Here is a 22552-nt window from a genome sequence, read left to right as displayed (position 1 = left end):
ACTTTCTCGATCAAAGGGGAAAGCGGTTAAAATAAACGTAACTTCCTGTGGGCACAGTGCCGGCCAGATCAAAGAAACCCCGGAGCGAAAAATGACCAACCCGCTGACGATCATGTCGCCTGCATCTGCCACGGGTGACAAACCGGGGGCATCTCAGGGTAAAGAGCGTGATACCAAAGGTGGGTTTGCCTTTGAGGAAGTGCTTAATGAGGATGTCGAACAAAATGAATTGAAGGATGTTGATCCGTTTGTGGCTGATTCAAACCTGCCACCCGAACAATCAGAAATTCCATCTGTTTCTACGGCAGATTCAACTGAGACAATCAAACCCGACGAACTAGAGCGCGCCCAACTGCAGGTGGCTGCGCAAGAGGTCGCAAATGCGCCGAAACACCAAGCGGATTTTGCCGTCGGTGAGACGAACCATGTTGCCGCTCCGCCCAGCCCGGTACAGCAAATTTCGCAGTTGGCCCCTGAAAATTCAACGCTAAGACAAAATACAGGCTCGCCCGAAGCGGCTGTCCCAAGGCCTGACGCAAACGTGCTTCGAGCGCCAACCCAAGTTCCGATCCATGATGTTAGCGGAAATGGATATCTACACCAAATGCCGGCCTCACACGCGCTAAATGCTAGCTTTGTTGGGGATACTTTTTCGAAACTAGAACCGCCAAGTCCTGAAACAGAGGTGCCACTCGTCGCACGCGCAGTTGAGCCTGTAGAGGCTCGAATAACCCAGCAAACTGTCATTTCTGCCGCCTTGAAACCGCAGACAACAGCTTGGAATCTCAACCGGGCTCCGGGCGATGCTATTGCTGAAACGGCGATCAGCGCGGAAGTTGATGACCTTTTTGCCGTCAAAGATACTGCGGTGGGCCACACGATACGCGACACGACGCAAGCGATGCCCGTCGCCGCAGCCCGCGCGGAAACGGCACGCACGATTGCGGGGCAACTGGCCGCTTCGATTTCGACCCGACCAAATACCGGTGGCGTTGAAATAGCCCTGAACCCCGAAGAGCTTGGGCGCGTATCAATCACGCTCAACGGTCGAGAAGACGGGTTTCATCTATCGATCGCGGCCGAACGGCCCGAAACACTGGACCTGATGCGGCGACACATTGCGATCCTGTCGGCTGAGTTCGAAAAGCTGGGTTATGGGGATCTGTCGCTTGATCTTAGCATGTCCGGGGACTCGTCCCGGCATGGTGACCCATCAGAGCCTGACCCTTCCTCAGAAACGGTCGAAATGGTTCGCGACGCGGACCATAAGGCACCCACACTTTCGGCTGGCCCTGAAAGGGGCCTTGATATGAGGCTTTAATTGATGATTTCAGCGACCAATTCAGTGACCGCAACGGGTGCAAATCCCGGCGCAAACAACAATTCGGAACGCTCGGCACTGACGTCAGATTTCGAGACCTTTCTGCGCATGCTGACCGTGCAGGCGCGCAATCAGGATCCGCTTGAACCTCTGGATTCCTCCGAATATGCCTCTCAGCTGGCGCAGTTCTCGATGGTCGAACAACAAGTCAAAGCCAATGAGCTTCTGTCTGGCCTCGCGCTGACAATGGGGGCAGTCGATCTTAATCAGCTCACCGGGTGGGTTGGGATGAATGTCAAAACCGATGCACCGTTTCGCTTTGTAGATCAGCCTGTTCCGATTTTTGCTCAGGCCGAACCCACTGCCGACCGGGCCGAGTTGGTCATCCGCAATGACCAGGGCACCATTGTCGATCGCATCCCTGTGCCTACTGATAAGGCCGAATTCGAGTGGGCCGGGGTCAGCAGTGCCGGTGATCCCTTTCCCGCTGGCAGTTACTCAGCCACATTGGAGAGCTTCAAAAGAGGTGAGTTACTAACCAGCACGCCCGCATCTGCCTTCGGTCGGGTGGTAGAGGCACAGGTCAGTGAAGGTGGCATCATCCTGAAACTGGAGAGCGGTGCAGAGGTGTCCGCCGAAATGGTCACGCAAATCCGCACGGGTGCTTGATCTAGAAGGCAAGGCGGGCCAAAGCTTGGTGCATCGCGACTCGCCCCCTAAACCGGTATCTCTCCTGTCTGATCATCACCAACCTCCCCCGGGTCTTGTTGCCCAGCTCAGCACCCAAGGTTTGATCCGCCACGACGTGACCTTCGAGGTGTTGTACGGTGGGCGGACCAATCATGTCTGGAAGGTTTTGTCCGGCAATAGTGATGCCGTTCTGAAGTTATACAGCACCGGGTTTCAGAACCCCTTGTTTCGCAACGATGCCCGGCTTGAGTCAGAATGTCTGCGCACGCTCAACAGCTTTGGCTTCGTGCCCAATTTACGTGCCACGGGTTCCTTTGGAGACGATAGCTGGGTCTACTATGACCACGCACCGGGCGTCCCTTGGCAGGACGATGTTTCGGGCGTGGCCCATCTGCTCGGAAGGTTGCACCAAATTCCGGTCAATCTGGACCTCCCTAACGGCTGCAATGGCAGCGAAGATCTGGAACAGCACGCGTGTCAAATTCTGGCTGATTGCCACGCGGAAGAGCGGCGATCGTTGCTTGCAAAAAAACCTCAGGCCCAAGTACCGCCATTATCCGCGCGGTGCTTGATCCATGGCGATCCGGTCGCGGGAAACATCCTGCAATCGAAAAATGGGCTGACGCTGATCGATTGGCAATGCCCGGCCTTCGGTGACCCATGTGAAGACTTGGCGATATTCCTTTCACCTGCGATGCAGCAACTCTATCGTGGCGCGCCCTTGTCCGAGGCCGAAGAGACGCTGTTTCTTAAGGCCTACGACCAACCCGATATCACCGAACGCTATCTGTCATTGAGGCCTTGGTTTGCCTGGCGCATGGCCGCTTATTGTCTTTGGCGGGCCGAAAACGGTGCGGCTGATTATGCCATTGGGTATGAGTTGGAAGTTGAGGCCTTATAGGTCCGCCAGACCCAGATACGCATAGGCTGGCGGCATGACAGCGCGACGCCAACGGCCAAAAGGAAACCGCCCCGGCGCACCCGCAATAGGGGACGGAATGTCTGCGGATTGCCCCAGCACCAGTCGCGCCAAAGCACGTCCGCAATAGGTTCCCATCGCCACACCATTGCCGTGGTAAGCAAACCCTGCATACATCCCCGGATGCTCAGGAACCGGTCCAACAAAGGGCACGAGGTTGCGGGCAAGGCAAACCAAGCCGGACCACGTATGTGTGACATCGACACTGTTCCAGGCGGGGAATAGCCCCTTGAAATCCCTGAAAGCTTTTTGCCGAATGCGCGTCTCAGCCCCAGGGGATGAAAGCAGCCCCCCTCGTGTCCCAAACAGAAATCGTCGATTGGGCATCAATCGGAAATAGTGCAGCAAATTACGCGTGTCATAGGCCATCTGATCCGACGTCCAGCCTTGCGCCTGCAGCTCGACATCAGTCAGAGGCCGCGTCACAATAACCGTTGACTGTGCAGGCATATAACGCGCGGCCAACCAGGGCGGCAGATCCTCGCTTGAGTAGCCATTTGTGCACACCAGAACCTTCGAAGCACGAACGTGACCCGCAGGCGAGGTCAGCACGAATCCCGAGGCGGCCTGTTTGATCTGCGTGATCGGGCTGTTCTGGAACAGAGTTGCGCCCTTTGCCTGGGCGGCGCCAGCCAAACCGAACAGATACTTTCGGGGGTTCAGGGCAAAGCCAATTGGCGTTGTATAGCCACCGAAAAACGCCCCACCCAGCCCGAGGCCCTGCAGATCGTCAATCTCATGTAATTGTCCGGCCGGATCGGCCGACCGGCGCAATCGTTCCATCGCGCGCCGTGAATGGGCCAGTTGAGTTTCACCCTTGGAATGCGTTTCGGCGTCGATTTGGTTATCACGCAGAAGGTCAGCAACCAGTGAAACGGCGTCTTCTTCCGCTTGGTAATAGGCCTGCGTTGCCACCTGACCATAGCGACGGGTCAGACCAGCCTTGCTGAGCTTTGACCCGCCCAGACAACAAAAGCCCCCGTTTCGACCGGACGCCCCCCAGCCCGGTGTTTCCGCCTCGAACACAGCGACCGAAACCCCTGCCTCGGACAGATGCAATGCGGCGGACAAGCCGGTAAACCCGCCCCCGATGACGGCGACATCAACGCTGATATCGTCTTCGAGCTTTGGCCAAGCAGGGGTCGCGATCGTCTCATCCCACCAACACCCCGCGCGTGGCGCGGGGCCGTAGGCATAATCAGGAAATATACGCCTCATTCAGCGCTTGCCGCGGCCAACTCATCCTGTTTCTGCCTAACCATCGCCCGCTTGGTCACCAGGGACGCGGTAATAACGCCCACCGTGACAACCGCGATCATTAATGTTGACAGCGCATTGATCTCGGGACTGACGCCCAAACGCACAGCCGAGAAAATCTTGATCGGCAAGGTGGTGGCAGAAGGCCCGGATGTAAACGAAGCAATCACTAGGTCATCCAGCGACAGGGTGAAAGCCAGCAGCCATCCTGAAATCACCGCCGGAGCGATGATCGGCAGGGTGACCAAGCGAAACGCCTGCGCAGGAGAGCAGCCCAGGTCCAGTGCGGCCTCTTCCAACGACCGATCAAAGGTCACAAGACGCGAGGATACGACGACCGAGACAAAACACATCGAAAACGTCGTGTGCGCCAGAACGATGGTCAAGATCCCCCGGTCCAATCCGATGCCAATGAACAACAACAGCAGCGACAGACCCGTGATCACTTCGGGCATCACGAGCGGGGCATAGATCATCCCGGAAAACAGTGTTCGCCCAAAGAACCGCCCACCGCGTACCAGAACATAGGCCGCTGCGGTGCCCAGAATCGTGGCCAGCGTTGATGAGAATACGGCAACGCGCAGCGTGACCCAGGCTGCATCAAGAAAGGCTTCGTTCTGCATCAACTCGCCGTACCATTTGGTCGAAAAACCGGCCCAAACGGTGACAAGCTTGCTTTCGTTGAAGCTGAAGATGATCAGGATGATCATCGGGATATACAGAAAGGCAAATCCCAGCGTCAGTGAGACAGTGTTGAACCAGCTCAGCCTGTTCATTGTTCTGCCTCCGTCTGCTTTTGCTGGTTGCGCTGGAACAGCACAATCGGGATCACGAGGATGAGCAACAGAACCACGGCCACCGCGCTGGCGACGGGCCAATCGCGGTTCGAAAAGAACTCTTCCCACAACACCTTGCCGATCATCAAAGTCCCCGATCCACCCAGAAGCGACGGGATCACGAACTCGCCAATCACCGGGATCATCACTAGGAAGCAGCCCGCGATGATACCCGGGCGGGACAGCGGGATCGTGATCAACCAGAAAGCCTGCATACGCGAACACCCAAGGTCTTCTGCGGCTTCGATCAGCGAACCGTCCATCCGTTCAAGAGACGAATAGATCGGCAGGATCATAAACGGCAAATAGGTGTAGACGATACCGATATAGACTGCGGTATTCGTGTTCAGAATGGTCAACGGGGTCGAGATGATGCCCGTCCACAGCAGCAACTGGTTCAGATAGCCTTCGTTGCTGAGAATCCCCATCCATGCGTAGACACGGATCAGGAACGAGGTCCAGAACGGCAGGATAACCAGCATCATGAATGTCGGCCGCCACTCTTCAGGCGCGCGCGCCATCGCATAGGCGATCGGATACCCGACAATCAGCGTCAACACCGTTGAGATCAGCGCGATCTTTAAGCTGGACAGATAGGCCTTCCAGTACAGATCATCCTCGGTCAGCCAGACAAAGTTTTCCAGATCAAGCTGGCTGAAGAAATCCTTGATACCCGCCCAACCTTCGGACAGGTCCAGCGTCGGAGTATAGGGTGGAATGGCAAGTGCGGTGTCTGAAAGCGATATCTTCAGGACGATGAAGAACGGCACCATGAACAGCGCCAGCAGCCAGACATACGGGACAGCAATAAGAAAAGCGCGGCGCATCAGTTTTCCAGCAGAACTGCGGCAGTCGCTGTCCAGGACAGCCAAACCGGGTCTTCCCAGGTGAACGAGCGGCGCGAGATGCGGCGGGTATTCGCTGTTTGCGCTTTGATAATCGTGCCGTTTGGCAGTTCGACATGATAGGTCGACAAGTTGCCCAGATAGGCGATGTCATGCACCTTGCCTTGAATGGCGTTGATCGCATCGACCGGGCGCTCGGCAGAGATCGCGACCTTTTCAGGCCGGATCGCCAGATGACAGCTCTGACCATTGGACAGTTGGGTCGCGGAAGACGCCGCTAACGGGGGTTGCCCTTCTGCCCACTCGATCTGATAGCTTTCGTCGCCTGCTGCGGTAGCGCGTCCCTCAATGATATTCACATCCCCAATGAAATCAGCAACATAAACCGAGTTTGGCGTCTCATAGATGCGATCTGGAGTTGCCACTTGCATCAGTTTGCCCTGATCCATCACGGCCACTCGGCTGGCAACGGTCATCGCCTCTTCCTGATCGTGCGTCACGATGACAAAGGTCGTGCCGGTTTTTTCCTGAATGTCCATCAACTCGAACTGAGTATCCTGACGGAGTTTCTTATCCAAAGCGCCCAAAGGTTCGTCGAGCAATAGCAGTTTTGGTGCTTTGGCCAATGACCGGGCCAGCGCAACGCGTTGGCGTTGACCACCCGAGATCTGGTGCGGCTTGCGGCGTGCGAACTGTTCCAGCCGGGTTAGGCGCAGCATCTCATCGACCCGCTCTTCCAGATCACGTTTGGGCATGTTGTCCCGGCGCAGGCCAAAGGCGATGTTGTCCCAGATGCTGAGATGAGGAAACAGCGCATACGACTGAAACATCATGTTTACCGCCCGTTTGTTGGGCGGGATCGGGTCGATATCCTGTCCACCCAGAAGGATGTGACCATCGGTAGGGGTTTCGAATCCGGCCAGCATCCGCATCATCGTGGTCTTGCCGCAGCCCGACGGGCCGAGCAGCGCAAAGAACTCACGCTCGTAGATATCCAGTGAAAGATTGTCGATTGCGGTGAATGCGCCAAAACGCTTGGTGACGTTCTGGAACTGGATCAAGGGTTTCGCCTGCGGGTCATCCCACGGCGCAAAGACTTCAGAATTCAAGGCGGCCCCCGTTTATCGGTCAGGATAAAAATGGCGCAAGGCAGTGGGCCCGCCTTGCGCTATGATCAGATCAGGTGCCTGATTTCACTTTGGTCCAGAGACGTGTCACCACTCGCTGGGTCTTTGCCGGATAAGGTGTGGTGATGTAGAGGTTCTGCATGGTCGCATCATCCGGATAGATCGCCGGATCACCGATCACGTCCTCTTCAAGAAACTCCTGCGAGGCCTTGTTGCCGTTGGCGTAGTACACATAGTTCGACGCCGCAGCCATGTTGTTGGCATCCAGGATAAAGTTCAGGAACTGGTGCGCGCCTTCGGGGTTTGGTGCGTCGACCGGAATAGCCATCTGGTCAAACCACATCAGCGAGCCTTCCGCAAAGGGATGGTATTCAATTTCCACGCCGTTATCCGCTTCCGCCGCACGGTCGCGTGCCTGCAAGATGTCGCCCGACCAGCCGACAGCAACGCAGATATCACCATTGGCGAGCGCATTGATGTATTCCGAACTATGGAATTTCTGAACATACGGGCGCACACTGGTCAGAATCTCTTCGGTTTTCCCAATTACGTCTGTGTCGTGGCTGTCAGGGTCTTCGCCGATATACTGCAGCACCATCGGAATGATCTCAGACGGTGCGTCCAGGAAATGCACCCCACACGAGGCCAGCTTTTCCATGTTCTCGGGCTTGAGCACCAGATCCATGCTGTTAAGCGCAACATCGTCGCCCAGCACTTCTTTGACCTTGCCGACATTCAACCCGATACCTGTCGTGCCCCACATATAGTTGATCGAGTAGGCGTTGTTGGGGTCATACCCTGCAGTTCGTTCCTGGATCACATCCCATAGGTTGCCTGCATTCGACAGCTTGGCGGCATCCAGTTCCTGGAATGCGCCGGCCTGGATCTGGCGTTGTAGGAACGTGCCTGAAGGCACAACCACATCATAGCCTGACCCACCGGCCAGCATTTTTGTTTCCAGAACCTCGTTGCTGTCGAACACATCGTAGATCAGGGTTAGCCCTGTTTCTTCTTCGAATTTGCTCAGCAGATCTTCGTCAATGTAGTCGGACCAGTTATAGACGCGCACTTCTTCAGCAAACGCGGCCGAAGTCCCCAATGCGACGATCGCTGTCATCCCCAGCGTTTTCAGTTTCATATTTTTCTCCCTGCAACTGTGCGGCCATTTTGACCTTTTTTTGGATTTGATCAAGTTTTGCGTTTCACGACGGTTTCACCTATGGTCGGAATAGGTGAAGATTCTGGCAAGACAGAAACACTTGGATTGGGGCAAACCTTTTGGATTTGATCAAAAATAAAGCAGATACACCTCCGGTAGATGAAGAAAAACGCCCAGCGCACGAACAGGTCTATCGGACACTGAAATCCCAGATTCTGTTTGGCGATCTCGTGCCCGGGCAGCCGGTCACGATCCAGGGACTGACTGATTCGCTTGGTGTCGGCATGACTCCGGTGCGCGAGGCGATACGCCGTCTGATTTCCGACGGCGCGCTCATTTTTCAGGGCAATCGTCGCGTGAGCGTCCCGCTGCTTTCAGCCAACGACATCGAGCAGATGATTTTTGCAAGAATTTCAATAGAAACAGAGCTTTCCAGGCGATCCACAAAGAACATATCTATAACCGAGATCGACTATCTTGAGCAGCTGGATCAACGATTGGACAATATGATCGCGGATGGAGATGTAGGGGGTTACCTGCGTTTGAACCACGCCTTTCACCAATCTCTGTATTCCCATGCGGACGCTCCGATACTTGTTGATTTAGCCGAACGGCTATGGCTGCGATTCGGCCCTTCGTTGCGCATCGTTTGCGGTCGCTTCGGCACTCAAAGCCTGCCCGACAGACACAAAGACATTATTGCCGCGCTACGTGAGCGAGATGCAGAAAAGGCCGCGTTAGCAACAGCGCAGGACATTGAGCAGGGTATGGGAATGATGGGCGATGCTTTGCCAAGCACCTAGAAACCAGCGATTCGATTGACAGCATAAAATTTGATCATATTCTATCTGGCAACGACGCTTGCTGGAGAATCCGAGATGTCCACCATCACCAATCACATGCCCACTGCCGAATTGCAGGCGCTGGACGCAGCACACCATCTGCATCCTTTTTCAACCAATGAGTCGCTGGCAGACGAAGGTGTCAGGGTCATCACCCGTGCCAAGGGCGTCTATCTGACCGATAGCGAAGGTCATGAAATTCTGGATGGTATGGCCGGATTGTGGTGCGTGAATATCGGATATGGCCGCGACGAGCTGGCCGATGCAGCCGCACGTCAAATGCGCGAGCTGCCGTACTATAATACTTTCTTCAAGACGACCCATACGCCCGCCATTGCGCTGGCTGCAAAACTGGCTGAGCTTGCGCCAGGTGATCTGAACCATGTCTTCTTTGCCGGAAGCGGGTCCGAGGCCAACGACACCAACATCCGTCTAGTGCGCACCTATTGGGCCGAAAAAGGTCAGCCGGACAAGAACATCATCATCAGCCGCAAGAATGCCTATCACGGTTCTTCTGTTGGATCGGCGTCGTTGGGTGGCATGGCAGGAATGCATGCGCAGGGCGGCATTCCAATCCCGAATGTCCACCATATCAACCAGCCGAACTGGTGGGCGGAAGGCGGCGATATGAGCCCCGAGGAATTCGGCCTTGCCCGCGCGCGCGAGCTGGAAGAAGCCATTCAGGAACTGGGCGAAGATCGCGTCGCTGCCTTCATCGCCGAACCTGTGCAGGGCGCAGGCGGCGTGATAATCGCACCCGACACATATTGGCCTGAAATTCAGCGCATCTGCGACAAGTACGATATACTGCTGATCGCGGATGAGGTGATCTGCGGGTTTGGCCGAACCGGCAACTGGTTTGGCTCGCAAACCGTCGGGATCAAACCGCATATCATGACAATCGCCAAGGGCCTTAGCTCAGGCTATGCACCTATTGGCGGATCGATCGTCTGCGACGAAGTCGCCCGTGTCATCAGCGCCACCGAGTTCAACCATGGCTACACCTATTCCGGCCACCCTGTTGCCGCAGCAGTTGCGCTCGAAAATCTGCGCATCCTCGAAGAAGAAAACGTCGTCGATCATGTGCGCAACGTGGCCGCGCCCTATATGAAAAAAAAATGGGACGCATTGGTCGAGCATGCGCTGGTCGGGGAGGCAAAGATCGCGGGCTTGATGGGGTCCATCGCATTGACGCCTGAAAAGGCAAGCCGAGCCAAGTTCGCATCAGATCCCGGCACGATCGGATATATCTGCCGCGAACATTGCTTCAAAAACAATCTGATCATGCGTCATGTGGACGACCGCCTGGTCATCTCTCCGCCGTTGGTCATTACCACGGCCGAAATCGACGAGATGTTCGTGCGCATTCAAAAATCGTTGGATGATGCGTTGGTTGAAATCAACGAAAAAGGTCTGATGAAGCCTGCGTCTTGATCATTAGATCATGGGCGACCCAATTGGGTCGCCCTGATTATCAGCGCATCCTTTCCAAGAGGCCGAGCGACGGGTATCCATCCGGGATCAACCCCTGAGCAACCTGAAAGGCGCGCACCGCGTTAATCGTATTTGGCCCGGTGCGCCCATCGATCCCTTGTGTATCGAAGCCCGCCTGAGTCAGCCGACGCTGTAGTTCTTTCTTTTCAGTAAAGCTCAATACGCGATCGCCACGCGGCCAATCGGCCTCAAACGGAGAGCCTCCTGCAAGCCGGTCGGACAGATGCCCGATGCCGATCACATAGGCATCGGCGCCGTTGTAGGCCTCGATCACTTTGAAATTATTGAAGATCATCAGGGCGACACCCCGACCACCCGCCGGTAACAAGATTGCTGCTTGCCCGTGATCGGGCACTGCCTTGCCCGAGTAAGCAAGAACCCCTCGGGCCGCCCATTCCGACGGCATCAGAGTGAAATCTCGCCGCGCGTTGGCGTAGTCAAAGTCGGATGGTAGTTGCACTTCAACCCCCCAAGGTTGGCCTTTGGTCCATCCATGTTTTGCCAAATAGGAAGCGGCTGATGCTAAGGCATCAGTTGGATTATCGGACCAGATCTCGCGACGCCCATCTCCATCGAAATCAACCGCGTAATCAAGAAACGAGGTCGGCATGAACTGTGTATGCCCCATCGCCCCAGCCCAACTGCCAACCATATTCTTAGGGTCGACATCCCCTGCCTGCAGTATCTGCAACGCGGCGATCAGCTGTTCCTCAAAAAAGCTTGCTCGTCGAGCATCAAAGGCCAAAGTCGCCAGCGACCGAATGGTTTGCTTGCTTCCTCGGTAGGTGCCGAACGAAGTCTCAAGACCCCAGATCGCGGTCACAACCTCTTTTTCGACGCCGTACTGGGCTTCGATCCGGGTCAAAGTCTCGCGGTGCTTGTCTAGTCCAACGCGACCGTTGGAAATCCGCGTTTTTGAAACCGCTCCATCCAGATATTCCCAGATCGGTTTGGAAAACTCCGCCTGATTGCGATCGCGTTTGATGATGTCACTGTCATAGGTCACCCCAGCCAACGCCCGATCCAGCGTATTGACCGAGATGCCCTGCTCTTGCGCCCGCTTGCGAAATGCCCCCAGCCAAGCCTGAAATCGGGCATTCCCGTCTGCCGATACACGTTGCACCTCGACCTTAGGCCGCAGCACGGGCCGTACCGAGACCGTCACATCCGCCGAGGCCAGTTGCACATTGTCGACCATAGGTCGGGCCAGAGGCCGTATCGAATTTTCTGTTGTATCCGCCTGCACGATGGATGCCCATAATGCGGCGGTCATAACGCCACCTACACACTTACGCATTCCGTTTTATCCTGATTACTGCTCAGAGCCGATGATAGCGCACAATCGGAATTTCTCAAAACGCAGAACGTCAGGTTTCCTGATCCTGTTCCTCACGTTCCGCGCGAATACGGGCAATGGCGTCACGCAATAGCGATACGCGATTGGGTCGGAAGCTATCCTCGGTCACATCCATGCCCTGCATACGATCCAGCCGAAACACTCGGAAATCCTGACGCAGGTGGCACCAACTCAGCAATACGCTGGCACGGTCCATATAGACGATGCTCAGCGGATTGACCCGACGACGGGTGTCTGCGCCTTTGGCATCGGTATAGGCGAACTCGATCACGCGTTCATCCCACGCGGCTTGGCGTAAAATGGCAACGTCAATTGTTGGCACGGCTGGCCTGTCAAATCGCGTGGCGGTCAGAACAGCATGGCTCAGCCGATGCGACTGGCGCTGCGGCAACCGGCCCTGCAGCTTGCGTAGGGCCGCGCTTGCAGCATCCGACAGCGCCGGGTCTCCGATCAATTGCACCTCGCGCAAGCCCAACACCAGCGCTTCGAGCTCGTCATTGGTGAAACCCAACGGCGGTAGGGTCGCATCCTCGATTAGGGTGAACCCGAACCCGGCCTCTCCGTCGATTATCGCCCCGAGGCCACGCAATGCATCGATATCCCGGTGCACTGTGCGCGGCGAAACGCCTAAATCCTGCGCCAATTGAACCGACGTTCTGGGCGAGGGGCCAGATCGTAGGGCCTGCATCAACTGAAAAAGACGGGCGGTGCGGGACATAGTATAGTCTACTCTAAGCCTAATGTCAGAATCTGTCATCAGTCCGGCGTACCCATCAGGCGTCCCAACTATGGAGCTGATGATGCTGACCCTTCTCACCTACCCCTCCGCCTTTGGCCTGTTCAGCGCCAGCCCATTCTGCGTGAAAACGGCCCTGATGCTTCAAAGCGCGGGCCTGCGCTGGCAACGGTCCGATCTGCTGGACCCACGCAAGATGCCACACCAGAAGCTGCCGGTTCTGCGCACGCCTGAACGTCTGATTCCGGACAGCGACCTGATCCGCGACTGGATTGAGGCTCAGGGGGCCGATTTCGATGCTGGCCTGACTGACCTGCAAAAAGCCCAGTCCCGCGCACTGGTCCGCATGGCCGAGGAACACCTTTACTTTCATGTCGTGCAGGACCGTTGGGCCAATGATGAGGTTTGGCCAATCCTGCGCGATACATTCTTTACCGTCATTCCCGCACTGATCCGCAAGCCGGTTTCGAATTCGATCCGGAAATCCGTTCTCAAGGGGCTCGCGTTTCAAGGTGTATCCCGCTTTTCGCCCGTCGAACGACAAGACCGGCTGGAGCGCGACTTTGAGGCGATCTCGGCCTATCTTTGGCAATCGCCCTACCTGATGGGAGAGAAACCTACCTCGGCGGACATGAGCGTTGGTCCAATGCTGGCGGCGATGCGCGCGACACCATCAGACACCCCCCTGACCCGTCGGATTAAACAAGATAAGCTGCTCAACAGCTATATCGACCGAATGGAGCAGGCGATCCCGCTATCATGACAGCCTTTGAGAACAAAAAAGTCGCTGCAGCCTATGAGGCGCTACCGGAAGAGACGCGCAATGGGGCACTAGCGCTGCGCGAGTTGATCTTCGAAACTGCGGCCTCGCTGCCACGCGCTCAGCCTCTGGAAGAAGCGTTGCGGTGGGGCCAGCCCGCCTATCTGGCGCCCAAAGGCTCGACGATTCGTTTGGGCGGACACAAGGCGGCTTGCTTTGCGCTGTTCGTACACTGCCAAAGCCGACTGATGGGGGATTTTACCTCCGCCTTTCCTGGCGAGGATCGGATCGACGGCAATCGCGCGATTCTGTTCGACCGGCCCGATCAGATTGATCCTACGCGCCATGGCTGGCTGATTGCGCGCGCGCTTACTTATCACCTCTGACGGCGTTTGCGTTCGACTTTGCGCTTGATCTTGTCCTTCTTGCGCTTGGTGCTGGCGGCCTTGCGCCGCGTTCCGCGCTTGGCGGGGCCACGGCCGCGCGGCAGCGCCTGATCATCGATGGACAACAACTCCAATTCCAATCCGCCCGTCACCGGCGTCGCCTCGGTCAACCGCACCGTGACACGCTGGCCAATGGCGATGATCAGCCCGGTGTCCGAGCCCATCAGCGTCCCGGCCTCTCGGTCGAAATGGAAAAACTCTCGCCCCAGCGAACGCACTGGAACCAGACCGTCCGCTCCGGTCTCGTCCATCTTCACGAAGGCACCGAACCGGGCAATACCGCTGATCCGGCCAGAAAACTCATTGCCGACCCTCTCGCTGAGATAGGCCGCCAGATAGCGATCAGTCGTATCGCGCTCGGCCATCATCGAGCGGCGCTCGGTATCCGAGATATGGGTTGCCGTTTCTTCCAACCGTGCAATCTCATCCTCGGTCAAACCGTCCTTGCCCCAGCCATGGGCTGAGATCAGCGCGCGATGCACGATCAGATCAGCATAGCGCCGGATGGGAGAAGTGAAATGCGCATAGTTCCGCAGAGCCAGTCCAAAATGGCCGAAATTTTCGGGGTTGTAATAGGCCTGCGCCATCGACCGCAGGGTCGTCAGGTTGATCAGTTCCGCATCCTCGGTACCAGCAGCAGCGTTTAGCAGCGCGTTCAAATGTCGGGTCTGCAATACCTGTCCTTTGGCGAGATTTAGTCCCGCCGCCTGCGCCGTCTCTCTCAGGCTTTCCAGCTTTTCAGGCGCGGGCTCTTCGTGGACGCGGAACAGTAGCGGGCGGCGTTTGGCGATCAGGGTCTCGGCAGCGGCGACATTGGCGAGGATCATGAACTCCTCGATCAGCTTATGCGCATCCAGCCGGTCACGGAACGCGACGCTGGTCACCTCACCCGCATCGCTGAGTACGATTTTGCGCTCAGGCAGGTCCAGTTCCAACGGCTGCCGCACGGTACGTGCCTTTTTCAGCGCAGCATAGGCGGCGTAAAGCGGATTCAGTACCGTATCCAACAGCGGCCCGGTGCGGTCGTTCGGGTTGCCGTCGATGGCCTCCTGCACCTCGGTATAATTCAGCGAGGCGGCAGAGCGCATCAGGCCGCGCACGAACCGGTGGCCGATCTTGTTGCCTTCGGCATCAATCTGCATCCGAACCGCGATACAAGCGCGCGGGACGCCTTCGTGCAGGGAGCATAGATCGCCGGACAGGCGATCCGGCAGCATCGGCACTACGCGGTCCGGGAAGTAACTGGAGTTGCCTCGCTTGCGTGCCTCGCGATCCAGAGCCGTACCGGGTTTCACATAGGCGGCGACGTCAGCGATGGCGACCCAAATCACATGGCCACCCGGGTTCTTGGGATCGTCATCGGCATGGGCATAGCAGGCGTCGTCGTGGTCCCGTGCATCCGCAGGATCGATGGTCAGCAACGGCATATCCCGCAGGTCTTCACGCCCTTTCAGTCCAACGGGTTTGGCCTTGTCGGCTTCTTCGATCACCTTGTCCGGGAAGTCGTCGGGAATACCGTGTTGGTGGATGGCGATCAATGAGACAGCCTTGGGCGCGGTCGGATCGCCGAGCCGTTCAACAATACGCGCACGCGGCAGACCCATGCGGTTCTTGGGTCCGGCCTGTTCGGCCTCAACCAACTCACCATCCTTGGCCCCCAGAACGGCCCCGTCCGCGACCAGCCATTCTGTCTGACCAGCCTTGTCGATGGGCACGATCCGCCCGCCTTCGGCCCCTTTGCGGAAAATGCCGACGATCTTGCGCGGGTTGGTGCCGATGCGGCGGATCAAGCGGGCTTCGTAATTGTGATCTTCCTCATGCACCACGGTCAGGCGGGCCAGAATGCGGTCACCCTCACCCAGCGCCGGATCGCTGGCACGCGTTACGAGCAGAACGATGGGCTCGACCCCCTCTCCGTGCCATTCCAACGGGCGCGCAAACAGGTCGCCATCTACGTTCGGGGCCTTCACCTGCAACACGCTGACCGGCGGCAGACGATCCGGATCGCGATAGCTGCGGTTGCGTTTTTCCAGATGGCCGTCGGCCTCAAGTTCTTTCAGGATACGCTTCAGATCGATCCGATCCGCGCCTTTGATGCCAAAAGCCTTGGCGATATCACGTTTCGAGGTCAGGGTAGGGTTCGCCGAGATCCAGTCGAGGACCTCTTGCTTGGTCGGAATGCGTGTCATGAGTTTGGCCTAGCACGGGCATGCGACCGCGTCATGGTCAAAAAGCGGTGCCTCATGTCAGCCGTGCAGATCGGCCACGGTATCCACATCGCGCAGATTATCCAGCAACGCTACTCGGCACCCGCGAACCGAATTCAGTGTGTCTTCCAACGCGTGTTCCGTTGACCAGCGCACATCGCGGAATAACCCTGAGGGCAGCGCCCCATAGCGCTGCGAACCGACCAGCCAATAGCCGCCATCCGGGGCGGGCCCGAACACCATCTCAGCCCGGCCCAACGCGCGAAAGGCCCGCGCAATGTGACCCCGTGTGATGCCCGGAATATCCGCACCGATCAGGCACACCGGGCCATCGGGAGCACCGCGCAACATCCGCCCCATGCGGTCGCCCAGATCTCCGCGCCCCTGAGGCTTCCGGGGTAAATCAACAGGCCAGACCCGACTGTTCATTCCCTCCCTATCCGGAGAGACCGCCAGTACAATCTGCCAGCGCGGATCACGCAGATGCCGGATCAGAGATCGCGTTTGATGCCGAAACCACCAAGCAGCCCCAACCATGCCGATATCGCGCCCCAAACGGGTCTTGACCCGCCCTGGACGTGGCTCTTTCACCATGATGACCAGCGTTTTCTGCATGGATCAGGCGAAGTAGTCCATCAGAATACGGGTGTAGATCGCCTTGAGTTGATGAATTTGCGCCATTTCGACACATTCATCGACCTGATGCATGGTGTGCCCGACCAGACCAAACTCGACCACCGGGCAATGATCTTTGATGAAGCGGGCATCCGAGGTCCCGCCGGTGGTCGAAAGCGCGGGGCGGATATTGGTTTCTGCCTTAACAGCATGAGCTACCAGATCAGACAATGCCCCCGGAGGGGTCAGAAAGCTTTCACCCGAAATCTTGATCCGGGTCTCGACATCGACGCCAAACGCCTCGGCAACGGTGTCTGCCTCGGATTGCAACCAATCGCTCAAACTGGCCCCGGAATGCAGGTCATTGAACCGGATGTTCACTGTCCCAGAACATTGCGCCGGGATCACATTTGTCGCCGAATTACCGGTGTCGATCGTGACAACTGCCAAGGTCGAGGCGTCAAAGTGATCGGTCCCCTGATCCAGTTCTTGGCTGGCCAGCCGATCCATCAGCCGCGCCATCGCGGGCACCGGGTTCTTTGCCCGATGCGGATAGGCCGAATGCCCCTGCACTCCGGTCACAGTGAACCACGCAGTCATCGAACCGCGCCGGCCGATCTTCATCATTTCGCCCATCGTGTTCGGGCAAGTGGGTTCGCCCACCAGACAAACCGACATCCGCTCATCCGTTGCGGCCATGTGATCCAGTAAAGCAACAGTGCCATCCAGTGCGTCGCCTTCTTCATCACCTGTGATCATCAGGATCACCGCCCCATCCGGGGGCGTGTCACGCACAAAATCGATAGCCGCTGCCGCAAATGCTGCCACGCCCGATTTCATATCCGTCGCACCCCTGCCGTACATCACCCCGTCCCGGACCTCAGCGCCGAAAGGGGGCATGGTCCAGGCCGCCTCATCCCCTACCGGAACTACATCCGTATGCCCGTTAAAGCCAAAGCTGCATGCATGACCCTTCTGCCCCCATCGGGCGAAGAGGTTGCAGATTCCACCACGATCTACGCGAGTGCAATAAAATCCGGCCTCCTCCAGCACTTGCTGCAGCAAGACCAAAGCCCCGCCTTCATCGGGTGTGACCGATGGGCAACGGATCAGATTTGCTGTCAGCTCAACTGGATCGGTCATATTGGGCCTCTTGTCCTTAGGGGTGCCTGTGTTCGCGCACAGATTCAACGAATTGCCCGGATTGCCAACCCCGAATAGTCGAATTCCGAGACCGAATGCCCAAGCGGCTTGATTTTGCACCCCAACAAAACATGAGCGTTGACCCAGCGGCTGCCTTGCCGCGCTGCCCTTAAGTGCGTTAGAGGGCCGCGAAACAGGTGATTCCACATGAAGCGTGTCTTCTTCGCATTGATCTGCCTGACTTTCGCGACTCTTGCGCAGCAAAGCCAGGCCCAGTCTCTTACGGTTACAACGGTAACCCGTCCTCCGTTCTCATTTGTCGAGGACGGTGCCCAGACTGGTTTCTCGATGGATCTTCTGGCGGCACTGTCTGAATCACTCGGCTGGGAATACTCGGTCAACCGCGTCGAGACATTTGGAGAAATGTTGGGCGCGGTTCAGGATGGTTCTGCCGATCTGGCGATCGCGAATATATCGATCACCGCCTTGCGGGAAACCCGAATGGATTTCACGCAACCGATATTTGAGGCCGGATTACAGATCATGGTCCCGTCAGAGGCCGCTCGCCAGCCATCGCTGTTGCACGCTTTGCTGTCTCGGGAATTGTTCATCGCCATCGGGCTGGCCTTTGCGATCCTGCTTGGTGGCGGCATGCTGATGTGGAGTTTTGAGAAACGCGCGCAGCCCTACTTTGATCGCAAATTGAATGAGGCGTGGTTCCCCTCGTTCTGGTGGGCCCTCAACCTGGTGGTGAACGGTGGCTTTGAAGAGCGGATGCCGCGCACCCCGTTTGGCCGCCTGTTGGGTGTAGTACTGGTGGTGTCATCCCTATTCATCGTCTCCGTTTTCACGGCCCGGATCACCTCGGTGATGACGGTGGACGCAATCACCGGCAGCGTCAATTCGGTCAACGACCTTTACGGCAAACAGGTCGGGACGATTTCCGATTCAACCGCCGCCAGTTTTCTGAACCGGCGCGAGATCGACTATACCGGCTATGGCGATCTGCAGGACATGCTGAACGCGTTTGAGAATAAGGATTTGGATGCGGTCGTTTTCGACGCTCCGATCCTGTCCTATTATGCAAGCCACGAAGGGCGCAGAATGGCGACAATGACCGGGGGCATCTTCCTGCGTGAAAACTATGGGATCGCATTTCCAACCGGATCGCCATTGGTCGAAGACGTCAATCAGGCGCTGCTGTCCCTGCGCGAAGACGGCACCTATGACGAAATCTATCGCAAGTGGTTCGGGGTAAGAAACTAAGCAGTTTCCTCGTCGCCGAAGAATGGTGTCATCTGTGCCACGATAACCGCGTTTTCATCCAGCGCCCGTTGCATCAATGCCCGCTCATCCGGATCGATATCATGCCCTTGCGCCTCACGCTCGGCCAGGGTGCCATAGCCGGTGACATCCAGCGGTGCAGTATCGGCCTGCTTCAGGATCGCTACTGTCTCACGCACGGCTTCGGCCTCGTCCACGCCGCTGGCAAAACACATCAACGCCGCCCCGGTCGCGCCTTCGGGCAGGCCGTCGCCATCTTTGCGACCGATCTGAACCAACAACGTATAGACTTGCTGGCGCGAAGGTTTTTTCTGCTTTTCCATAGTGCCCGCAATACGCTGGCCCGATGGCACGGTCAACTCAGTCGCAGGTGCTGTCGTATAGGTGGTCCAATAGCATCTGCGCTGCCACGCGCTGCGTGTCGCGCCATTCCGCCCGGGGTCGCAATGGCATCACAGCATCCGTATTGAAATAAATTGCGGACATACCCGCTGCCACGGCTTGGACCCCTTGCATATTGGCAGCAGGCACTTCGTTCATGATTTCAGCAGCGATCCTTGCCTCGAAGTCATAGACAAACCCAAGCAAGGGTTCTCGCAAATCCGCGTGTCTTTCTGAGGCTGCGACCAAAGCGGCAAACACCGCAGCACTTTCCGAAGAATAGGTGCCGCGTCCGAACAAAGTGTCCAGCATCGCTGCAACCCGATCAGTGCACGGCAGAGTGTCGAAGAGCGCCTCAACCTGATCCGCGAAGACTTTCAGGACGTGATCCAGCAGCTTGCGAACCATCTCATCCCGGTTGCCCAGATAGTGGCGCAGCAATGGCCGCCCGACGCCTGCCTCTTCTGATATGCGCGCCAGGGTCGAGCCATCCAGCCCGTACCGCGCGACACAACGCATAAATGCGTTCAGGATTTGCTCGGATCTGGCGTCTTTCATACTGGGACGGGGCATCAGAATCCGTTCGCAACTGGTGGAAAAACATCCGCCAGAACGTAGAGAACGCCCAAACCGATCCACAAACCCGTCAGCGACCAGAACAGTGCCGGATCTGTCGCGCGGTTTATCGGTTCGATCAAGAAGGCCTGCCCCGAGCGCACCGCCAAGAGCCCCCAAAATATGAACAACAGACCCCAAAGGCCGTAATACCCGGCGAAGGTCGAGACAAGAAGCGCCGCCAGAATTAGCAGTGTCATCCACCTTTGATTCCTCAGGGTTTGAATAAAAGTCATCCTGCCTCCAAGCGGGTTCAGAAAAATCTTAAGGTGAAATCTGGACATTCGAAGGTTTATTGTCAATATTGATGATTATCATTTTTGACAATAAACGGACTCGACAATGCCGCCTGACGCACTTCCGGATCAACCCAAGCAACAACTGCCGCGTGAGGCATATGTCTCTGACAGTTGGTATGAGGCCGAACAGAAAACCCTGTTCAGCAAGTGCTGGAGTTTTGCCGGCGTGACTATGGATTTCACCGAGCCTGGCGATTTCAGGACGATTCAGGCCGGGGCTTACGCTCTGATTGTCATAAGGGACGCAAATGGCGACTTGCGCGCCTTCCACAACCAATGCCGCCATCGCGGAACCGAGTTGTTGGAAGGTTGCGGCAACGCAGGCAAGACCATTGTCTGCCCTTATCACAACTGGGTCTACAATCTGGATGGCGCATTGCGCGGAGTACCAGCCCAGCGCGAGTGCTTTCCGGATCTGGACAAGAAGGCAACCGCGTTGTTCGGTGCCTCAGTCGGTGTCTTCCGCAACCTTGTTTTTGTTCACCCAGAACCGGATCAGAGCTTTGACGCGTGGCTTGGCGATCTGGCTCAAATACCTTGGCCTCATGATCTGGCATCAAGCGAGCTACAAGAAAACCCCGACGACGTGGTCTATGAGATCAACTGCAATTGGAAGGTCTTCTTTGAAAATGCAATCGACGGCTATCATCTGGCCTATCTGCACAAAGACACGTTGGGCGGGCCATCCCATGACAAGAATCTATGGGAGGTTTTTGGCCAAAACATGGTTTGGTGGTCGACCGAGCGCGAAGGCGTCAAACATCGTATCCCTCAGTTTGTTGAAAACTCGGCCAAAGGGTCCGGCCTGAAAACGGTACGGAATGCAGACACGCCGGGCTATGGCGGGGTCTACATGCTGTTTCCGACCACGATCCTGACGCCAAACCCCTGGGGGTTTTCGATATCGACCATGGAACCGGTCGACGCCAACACAACACTTCTGCGGGTCAGAAACTGGTCGCCTAAAGGCTGGTTCACCTATACGCATCGCGCGGCGGACATACCCGGATACGACCCAGAATCCGGTCGGATCAAATCCTCTCACTGGACCCAGCACCCACTGGAGACGGGGGATTTTCAGACCGAGGATGTCTGGGTGTGCGAAAAGATGCAGCGCGCCCTTCAATCGCCCCGATATCAAGTCGGCCCTCTGGCCAAAGGGGCCGGAGGTGAGGCGGCGATTGATTTCTTTCAGCAAACAGTGCTGGAGTTCATGCCAAAATAAGAAAGGCCGCAGAGCATGCACTCTGCGGCCTATTCAGACTGAAACGACGGGATCAGTCGCGCAGTAGCTCATTGATCCCGGTTTTCGAACGGGTCTTTTCATCGACGCGCTTCACGATGACCGCGCAATACAGGCTTACATTGTTCTTGGACGGCATCGAACCCGCAACAACCACCGAATAGGGCGGAACCTCGCCATACATGACTTCACCGGTTTCGCGGTCCACGATCTTGGTGGATTTACCGATGAACACGCCCATGCCCAGAACCGAACCCTCGCGGACGATGCAGCCTTCGACCACTTCTGAACGCGCACCGATAAAGCAGTTGTCCTCGATAATGGTCGGACCGGCCTGCATCGGCTCCAGTACGCCTCCAATGCCGACGCCGCCCGACAAGTGCACGTTCTTGCCGATCTGCGCGCAGGAACCAACGGTGGCCCAGGTATCAACCATCGTGCCTTCATCGACATAAGCGCCAAGGTTCACGAACGAGGGCATCAGCACCACACCAGGTGCGACATAGGCCGACTTGCGGACCACACAGTTTGGCACGGCGCGGAACCCTGCCGCGCGCCACTGGTTCTCTCCCCAGCCGGCGAACTTGCTGTCGACCTTATCCCACCAGCCGCCGTCTTGCGGGCCTCCGGTCTGGATTTCCATGTCCTTGATGCGAAACCCCAACAGAACTGCTTTTTTCGCCCACTGGTTCACGTGCCAATCACCACTGTCGAGCTTTTCAGCCACCCGCAGCGAACCGCTGTCCAGCGCGCTCAGCGTGTCTTCGATTGCTTCTCGTTGCTCGCCGGTGGTCGCAGGGGTGATTGTGTCACGTACTTCCCAGGCGGCTTCGATGGCGGCTTCCAGTTGCGCATTGGACATGGGGCGTCTCCCTAGAGAATCTGTTCACGTTGATGTGGCCTATACGCAAGCGAG

General features: G+C 57.0%; 23 protein-coding genes. 9 read left to right on the top strand and 14 right to left on the bottom strand.

The window, feature by feature from the left end; all coding sequences use genetic code 11:
• Positions 1–91: 91 nt before the first annotated feature.
• From ACR0DE_RS03205 to ACR0DE_RS03195, 3 genes are all read left to right on the top strand, one after another.
• The gene (locus tag ACR0DE_RS03205) at positions 92–1321 is read left to right on the top strand and encodes a flagellar hook-length control protein FliK (protein WP_480751798.1); all 1230 of its coding nucleotides are present in this window, start codon (positions 92–94) and stop codon (positions 1319–1321) included.
• A 3-nt stretch (positions 1322–1324) separates the two neighbouring features.
• Positions 1325–1990: a flagellar hook capping FlgD N-terminal domain-containing protein gene (locus ACR0DE_RS03200; RefSeq protein WP_170508939.1), complete on the top strand. Its 666-nt coding sequence runs from the start codon at positions 1325–1327 to the stop codon at positions 1988–1990.
• 121 nt (positions 1991–2111) lie between these two features.
• Complete coding sequence (locus ACR0DE_RS03195; protein ID WP_480751795.1) at positions 2112–2912, top strand: phosphotransferase family protein; 801 nt, start codon at positions 2112–2114, stop codon at positions 2910–2912.
• Here the strand turns inward: ACR0DE_RS03195 and ACR0DE_RS03190 are convergent.
• The 5 genes from ACR0DE_RS03190 to ACR0DE_RS03170 all read right to left on the bottom strand — a co-directional run bounded on the left by ACR0DE_RS03190 (position 2907) and on the right by ACR0DE_RS03170 (position 8193).
• On the bottom strand, positions 2907–4208 hold the full coding sequence (locus ACR0DE_RS03190; protein ID WP_480751792.1) for an NAD(P)/FAD-dependent oxidoreductase: 1302 nt from the start codon (positions 4206–4208) through the stop codon (positions 2907–2909). The two genes, ACR0DE_RS03195 and ACR0DE_RS03190, sit on opposite strands and share 6 nt — an antisense overlap.
• Entirely contained in the window at positions 4205–5023 is an 819-nt protein-coding gene (locus ACR0DE_RS03185) for an ABC transporter permease (protein WP_170398984.1), read from the bottom strand. Before ACR0DE_RS03185 ends, ACR0DE_RS03190 begins: the two co-directional genes overlap by 4 nt.
• Positions 5020–5910 carry an ABC transporter permease subunit gene (locus ACR0DE_RS03180; protein WP_480751788.1) on the bottom strand — a complete coding sequence of 297 codons (891 nt, stop codon included), beginning with the start codon at positions 5908–5910 and terminating at the stop codon, positions 5020–5022. The genes ACR0DE_RS03185 and ACR0DE_RS03180 overlap by 4 nt, the downstream gene beginning before the upstream one ends.
• Positions 5910–7037 carry an ABC transporter ATP-binding protein gene (locus ACR0DE_RS03175; protein ID WP_170425908.1) on the bottom strand — a complete coding sequence of 376 codons (1128 nt, stop codon included), beginning with the start codon at positions 7035–7037 and terminating at the stop codon, positions 5910–5912. Before ACR0DE_RS03175 ends, ACR0DE_RS03180 begins: the two co-directional genes overlap by 1 nt.
• Positions 7038–7107: 70 nt before the next feature.
• The gene (locus ACR0DE_RS03170) at positions 7108–8193 is read right to left on the bottom strand and encodes a polyamine ABC transporter substrate-binding protein (RefSeq protein WP_170398992.1); all 1086 of its coding nucleotides are present in this window, start codon (positions 8191–8193) and stop codon (positions 7108–7110) included.
• 140 nt (positions 8194–8333) lie between these two features.
• Here ACR0DE_RS03170 and ACR0DE_RS03165 point away from each other — a divergent pair, with 140 nt between their 5' ends.
• Entirely contained in the window at positions 8334–9017 is a 684-nt protein-coding gene (locus ACR0DE_RS03165) for a GntR family transcriptional regulator (RefSeq protein ID WP_170406782.1), read from the top strand.
• A gap of 75 nt (positions 9018–9092) precedes the next feature.
• Entirely contained in the window at positions 9093–10490 is a 1398-nt protein-coding gene (locus ACR0DE_RS03160) for an aspartate aminotransferase family protein (protein ID WP_170562267.1), read from the top strand.
• Positions 10491–10530: 40 nt separating this feature from the next.
• Here the strand turns inward: ACR0DE_RS03160 and ACR0DE_RS03155 are convergent, their stop codons facing one another.
• Together ACR0DE_RS03155 and ACR0DE_RS03150 are read right to left on the bottom strand one after the other, a co-directional pair.
• Complete coding sequence (locus tag ACR0DE_RS03155) at positions 10531–11847, bottom strand: lytic murein transglycosylase (RefSeq protein ID WP_170818396.1); 1317 nt, start codon at positions 11845–11847, stop codon at positions 10531–10533.
• Between the two features lie 70 nt (positions 11848–11917).
• Entirely contained in the window at positions 11918–12625 is a 708-nt protein-coding gene (locus tag ACR0DE_RS03150; RefSeq protein WP_170663276.1) for a helix-turn-helix transcriptional regulator, read from the bottom strand.
• A gap of 82 nt (positions 12626–12707) precedes the next feature.
• Here ACR0DE_RS03150 and ACR0DE_RS03145 point away from each other — a divergent pair, with 82 nt between their 5' ends.
• Together ACR0DE_RS03145 and ACR0DE_RS03140 are read left to right on the top strand one after the other, a co-directional pair.
• Positions 12708–13406 (top strand): glutathione S-transferase family protein, encoded by a 699-nt coding sequence (locus tag ACR0DE_RS03145; RefSeq protein WP_480751783.1) that lies wholly within the window; start codon positions 12708–12710, stop codon positions 13404–13406.
• Positions 13403–13789, top strand: a complete 387-nt coding sequence (locus ACR0DE_RS03140; protein WP_170508952.1) for a DUF1801 domain-containing protein — start codon at positions 13403–13405, stop codon at positions 13787–13789. The genes ACR0DE_RS03145 and ACR0DE_RS03140 overlap by 4 nt, the downstream gene beginning before the upstream one ends.
• On the opposite strand, the gene rnr is transcribed toward ACR0DE_RS03140, so the two are convergent.
• Genes rnr through dapE form a run of 3 tightly spaced genes read right to left on the bottom strand, consistent with a single transcriptional unit; the run spans position 13780 to position 17814 of the window.
• Positions 13780–16038, bottom strand: a complete 2259-nt coding sequence (rnr, locus tag ACR0DE_RS03135; RefSeq protein WP_480751780.1) for a ribonuclease R — start codon at positions 16036–16038, stop codon at positions 13780–13782. The two genes, ACR0DE_RS03140 and rnr, sit on opposite strands and share 10 nt — an antisense overlap.
• A 57-nt stretch (positions 16039–16095) precedes the next feature.
• Positions 16096–16671 (bottom strand): TIGR04282 family arsenosugar biosynthesis glycosyltransferase, encoded by a 576-nt coding sequence (locus ACR0DE_RS03130; RefSeq protein WP_480751777.1) that lies wholly within the window; start codon positions 16669–16671, stop codon positions 16096–16098.
• Positions 16672–16674: 3 nt separating this feature from the next.
• Positions 16675–17814 (bottom strand): succinyl-diaminopimelate desuccinylase, encoded by a 1140-nt coding sequence (dapE, locus tag ACR0DE_RS03125; RefSeq protein WP_480751775.1) that lies wholly within the window; start codon positions 17812–17814, stop codon positions 16675–16677.
• Between the two features lie 207 nt (positions 17815–18021).
• Here dapE and ACR0DE_RS03120 point away from each other — a divergent pair, with 207 nt between their 5' ends.
• The gene (locus tag ACR0DE_RS03120) at positions 18022–19080 is read left to right on the top strand and encodes a transporter substrate-binding domain-containing protein (RefSeq protein WP_170406807.1); all 1059 of its coding nucleotides are present in this window, start codon (positions 18022–18024) and stop codon (positions 19078–19080) included.
• Here ACR0DE_RS03120 and ACR0DE_RS03115 read toward each other — a convergent pair.
• The 3 genes from ACR0DE_RS03115 to ACR0DE_RS03105 are packed head-to-tail and all read right to left on the bottom strand — an operon-like array spanning position 19077 to position 20294.
• Entirely contained in the window at positions 19077–19421 is a 345-nt protein-coding gene (locus ACR0DE_RS03115; RefSeq protein WP_170399025.1) for a hypothetical protein, read from the bottom strand. The two genes, ACR0DE_RS03120 and ACR0DE_RS03115, sit on opposite strands and share 4 nt — an antisense overlap.
• A gap of 37 nt (positions 19422–19458) precedes the next feature.
• Positions 19459–20052, bottom strand: coding sequence for a TetR/AcrR family transcriptional regulator (locus ACR0DE_RS03110; RefSeq protein WP_480751772.1), 594 nt, complete (start codon positions 20050–20052; stop codon positions 19459–19461).
• On the bottom strand, positions 20052–20294 hold the full coding sequence (locus tag ACR0DE_RS03105) for a hypothetical protein (protein WP_255611946.1): 243 nt from the start codon (positions 20292–20294) through the stop codon (positions 20052–20054). The genes ACR0DE_RS03110 and ACR0DE_RS03105 overlap by 1 nt, the downstream gene beginning before the upstream one ends.
• A gap of 142 nt (positions 20295–20436) precedes the next feature.
• Here ACR0DE_RS03105 and ACR0DE_RS03100 point away from each other — a divergent pair, with 142 nt between their 5' ends.
• Entirely contained in the window at positions 20437–21618 is a 1182-nt protein-coding gene (locus tag ACR0DE_RS03100) for an aromatic ring-hydroxylating oxygenase subunit alpha (protein WP_170663288.1), read from the top strand.
• A 52-nt stretch (positions 21619–21670) separates the two neighbouring features.
• On the opposite strand, the gene dapD is transcribed toward ACR0DE_RS03100, so the two are convergent.
• Entirely contained in the window at positions 21671–22498 is an 828-nt protein-coding gene (dapD, locus tag ACR0DE_RS03095; RefSeq protein ID WP_170399035.1) for a 2,3,4,5-tetrahydropyridine-2,6-dicarboxylate N-succinyltransferase, read from the bottom strand.
• Positions 22499–22552: the final 54 nt, after the last annotated feature.

The organism is Ruegeria sp. C10 (genome assembly GCF_056537805.1).
The sequence above is the reverse complement of the archived record's forward strand: the minus strand, read 5'-3'. Positions and strand labels throughout refer to the sequence as shown.

Excerpts from the sequence above, each read along its gene's own strand:
- ACR0DE_RS03205 (WP_480751798.1), top strand. The coding sequence starts at position 92 with ATGACCAACCCGCTGACGATCATGTCGCCTGCATCTGCCACGGGTGAC.
- ACR0DE_RS03200 (WP_170508939.1), top strand. The coding sequence starts at position 1,325 with ATGATTTCAGCGACCAATTCAGTGACCGCAACGGGTGCAAATCCCGGC.
- ACR0DE_RS03190 (WP_480751792.1), bottom strand. The coding sequence starts at position 4,208 with ATGAGGCGTATATTTCCTGATTATGCCTACGGCCCCGCGCCACGCGCG.
- ACR0DE_RS03185 (WP_170398984.1), bottom strand. The coding sequence starts at position 5,023 with ATGAACAGGCTGAGCTGGTTCAACACTGTCTCACTGACGCTGGGATTT.
- ACR0DE_RS03180 (WP_480751788.1), bottom strand. The coding sequence starts at position 5,910 with ATGCGCCGCGCTTTTCTTATTGCTGTCCCGTATGTCTGGCTGCTGGCG.
- ACR0DE_RS03170 (WP_170398992.1), bottom strand. The coding sequence starts at position 8,193 with ATGAAACTGAAAACGCTGGGGATGACAGCGATCGTCGCATTGGGGACT.
- ACR0DE_RS03160 (WP_170562267.1), top strand. The coding sequence starts at position 9,093 with ATGTCCACCATCACCAATCACATGCCCACTGCCGAATTGCAGGCGCTG.
- ACR0DE_RS03155 (WP_170818396.1), bottom strand. The coding sequence starts at position 11,847 with ATGCGTAAGTGTGTAGGTGGCGTTATGACCGCCGCATTATGGGCATCC.
- ACR0DE_RS03150 (WP_170663276.1), bottom strand. The coding sequence starts at position 12,625 with ATGTCCCGCACCGCCCGTCTTTTTCAGTTGATGCAGGCCCTACGATCT.
- ACR0DE_RS03145 (WP_480751783.1), top strand. The coding sequence starts at position 12,708 with ATGCTGACCCTTCTCACCTACCCCTCCGCCTTTGGCCTGTTCAGCGCC.
- ACR0DE_RS03140 (WP_170508952.1), top strand. The coding sequence starts at position 13,403 with ATGACAGCCTTTGAGAACAAAAAAGTCGCTGCAGCCTATGAGGCGCTA.
- rnr (WP_480751780.1), bottom strand. The coding sequence starts at position 16,038 with ATGACACGCATTCCGACCAAGCAAGAGGTCCTCGACTGGATCTCGGCG.
- ACR0DE_RS03130 (WP_480751777.1), bottom strand. The coding sequence starts at position 16,671 with ATGCAGAAAACGCTGGTCATCATGGTGAAAGAGCCACGTCCAGGGCGG.
- dapE (WP_480751775.1), bottom strand. The coding sequence starts at position 17,814 with ATGACCGATCCAGTTGAGCTGACAGCAAATCTGATCCGTTGCCCATCG.
- ACR0DE_RS03120 (WP_170406807.1), top strand. The coding sequence starts at position 18,022 with ATGAAGCGTGTCTTCTTCGCATTGATCTGCCTGACTTTCGCGACTCTT.
- ACR0DE_RS03115 (WP_170399025.1), bottom strand. The coding sequence starts at position 19,421 with ATGGAAAAGCAGAAAAAACCTTCGCGCCAGCAAGTCTATACGTTGTTG.
- ACR0DE_RS03110 (WP_480751772.1), bottom strand. The coding sequence starts at position 20,052 with ATGCCCCGTCCCAGTATGAAAGACGCCAGATCCGAGCAAATCCTGAAC.
- ACR0DE_RS03105 (WP_255611946.1), bottom strand. The coding sequence starts at position 20,294 with ATGACACTGCTAATTCTGGCGGCGCTTCTTGTCTCGACCTTCGCCGGG.
- ACR0DE_RS03100 (WP_170663288.1), top strand. The coding sequence starts at position 20,437 with ATGCCGCCTGACGCACTTCCGGATCAACCCAAGCAACAACTGCCGCGT.
- dapD (WP_170399035.1), bottom strand. The coding sequence starts at position 22,498 with ATGTCCAATGCGCAACTGGAAGCCGCCATCGAAGCCGCCTGGGAAGTA.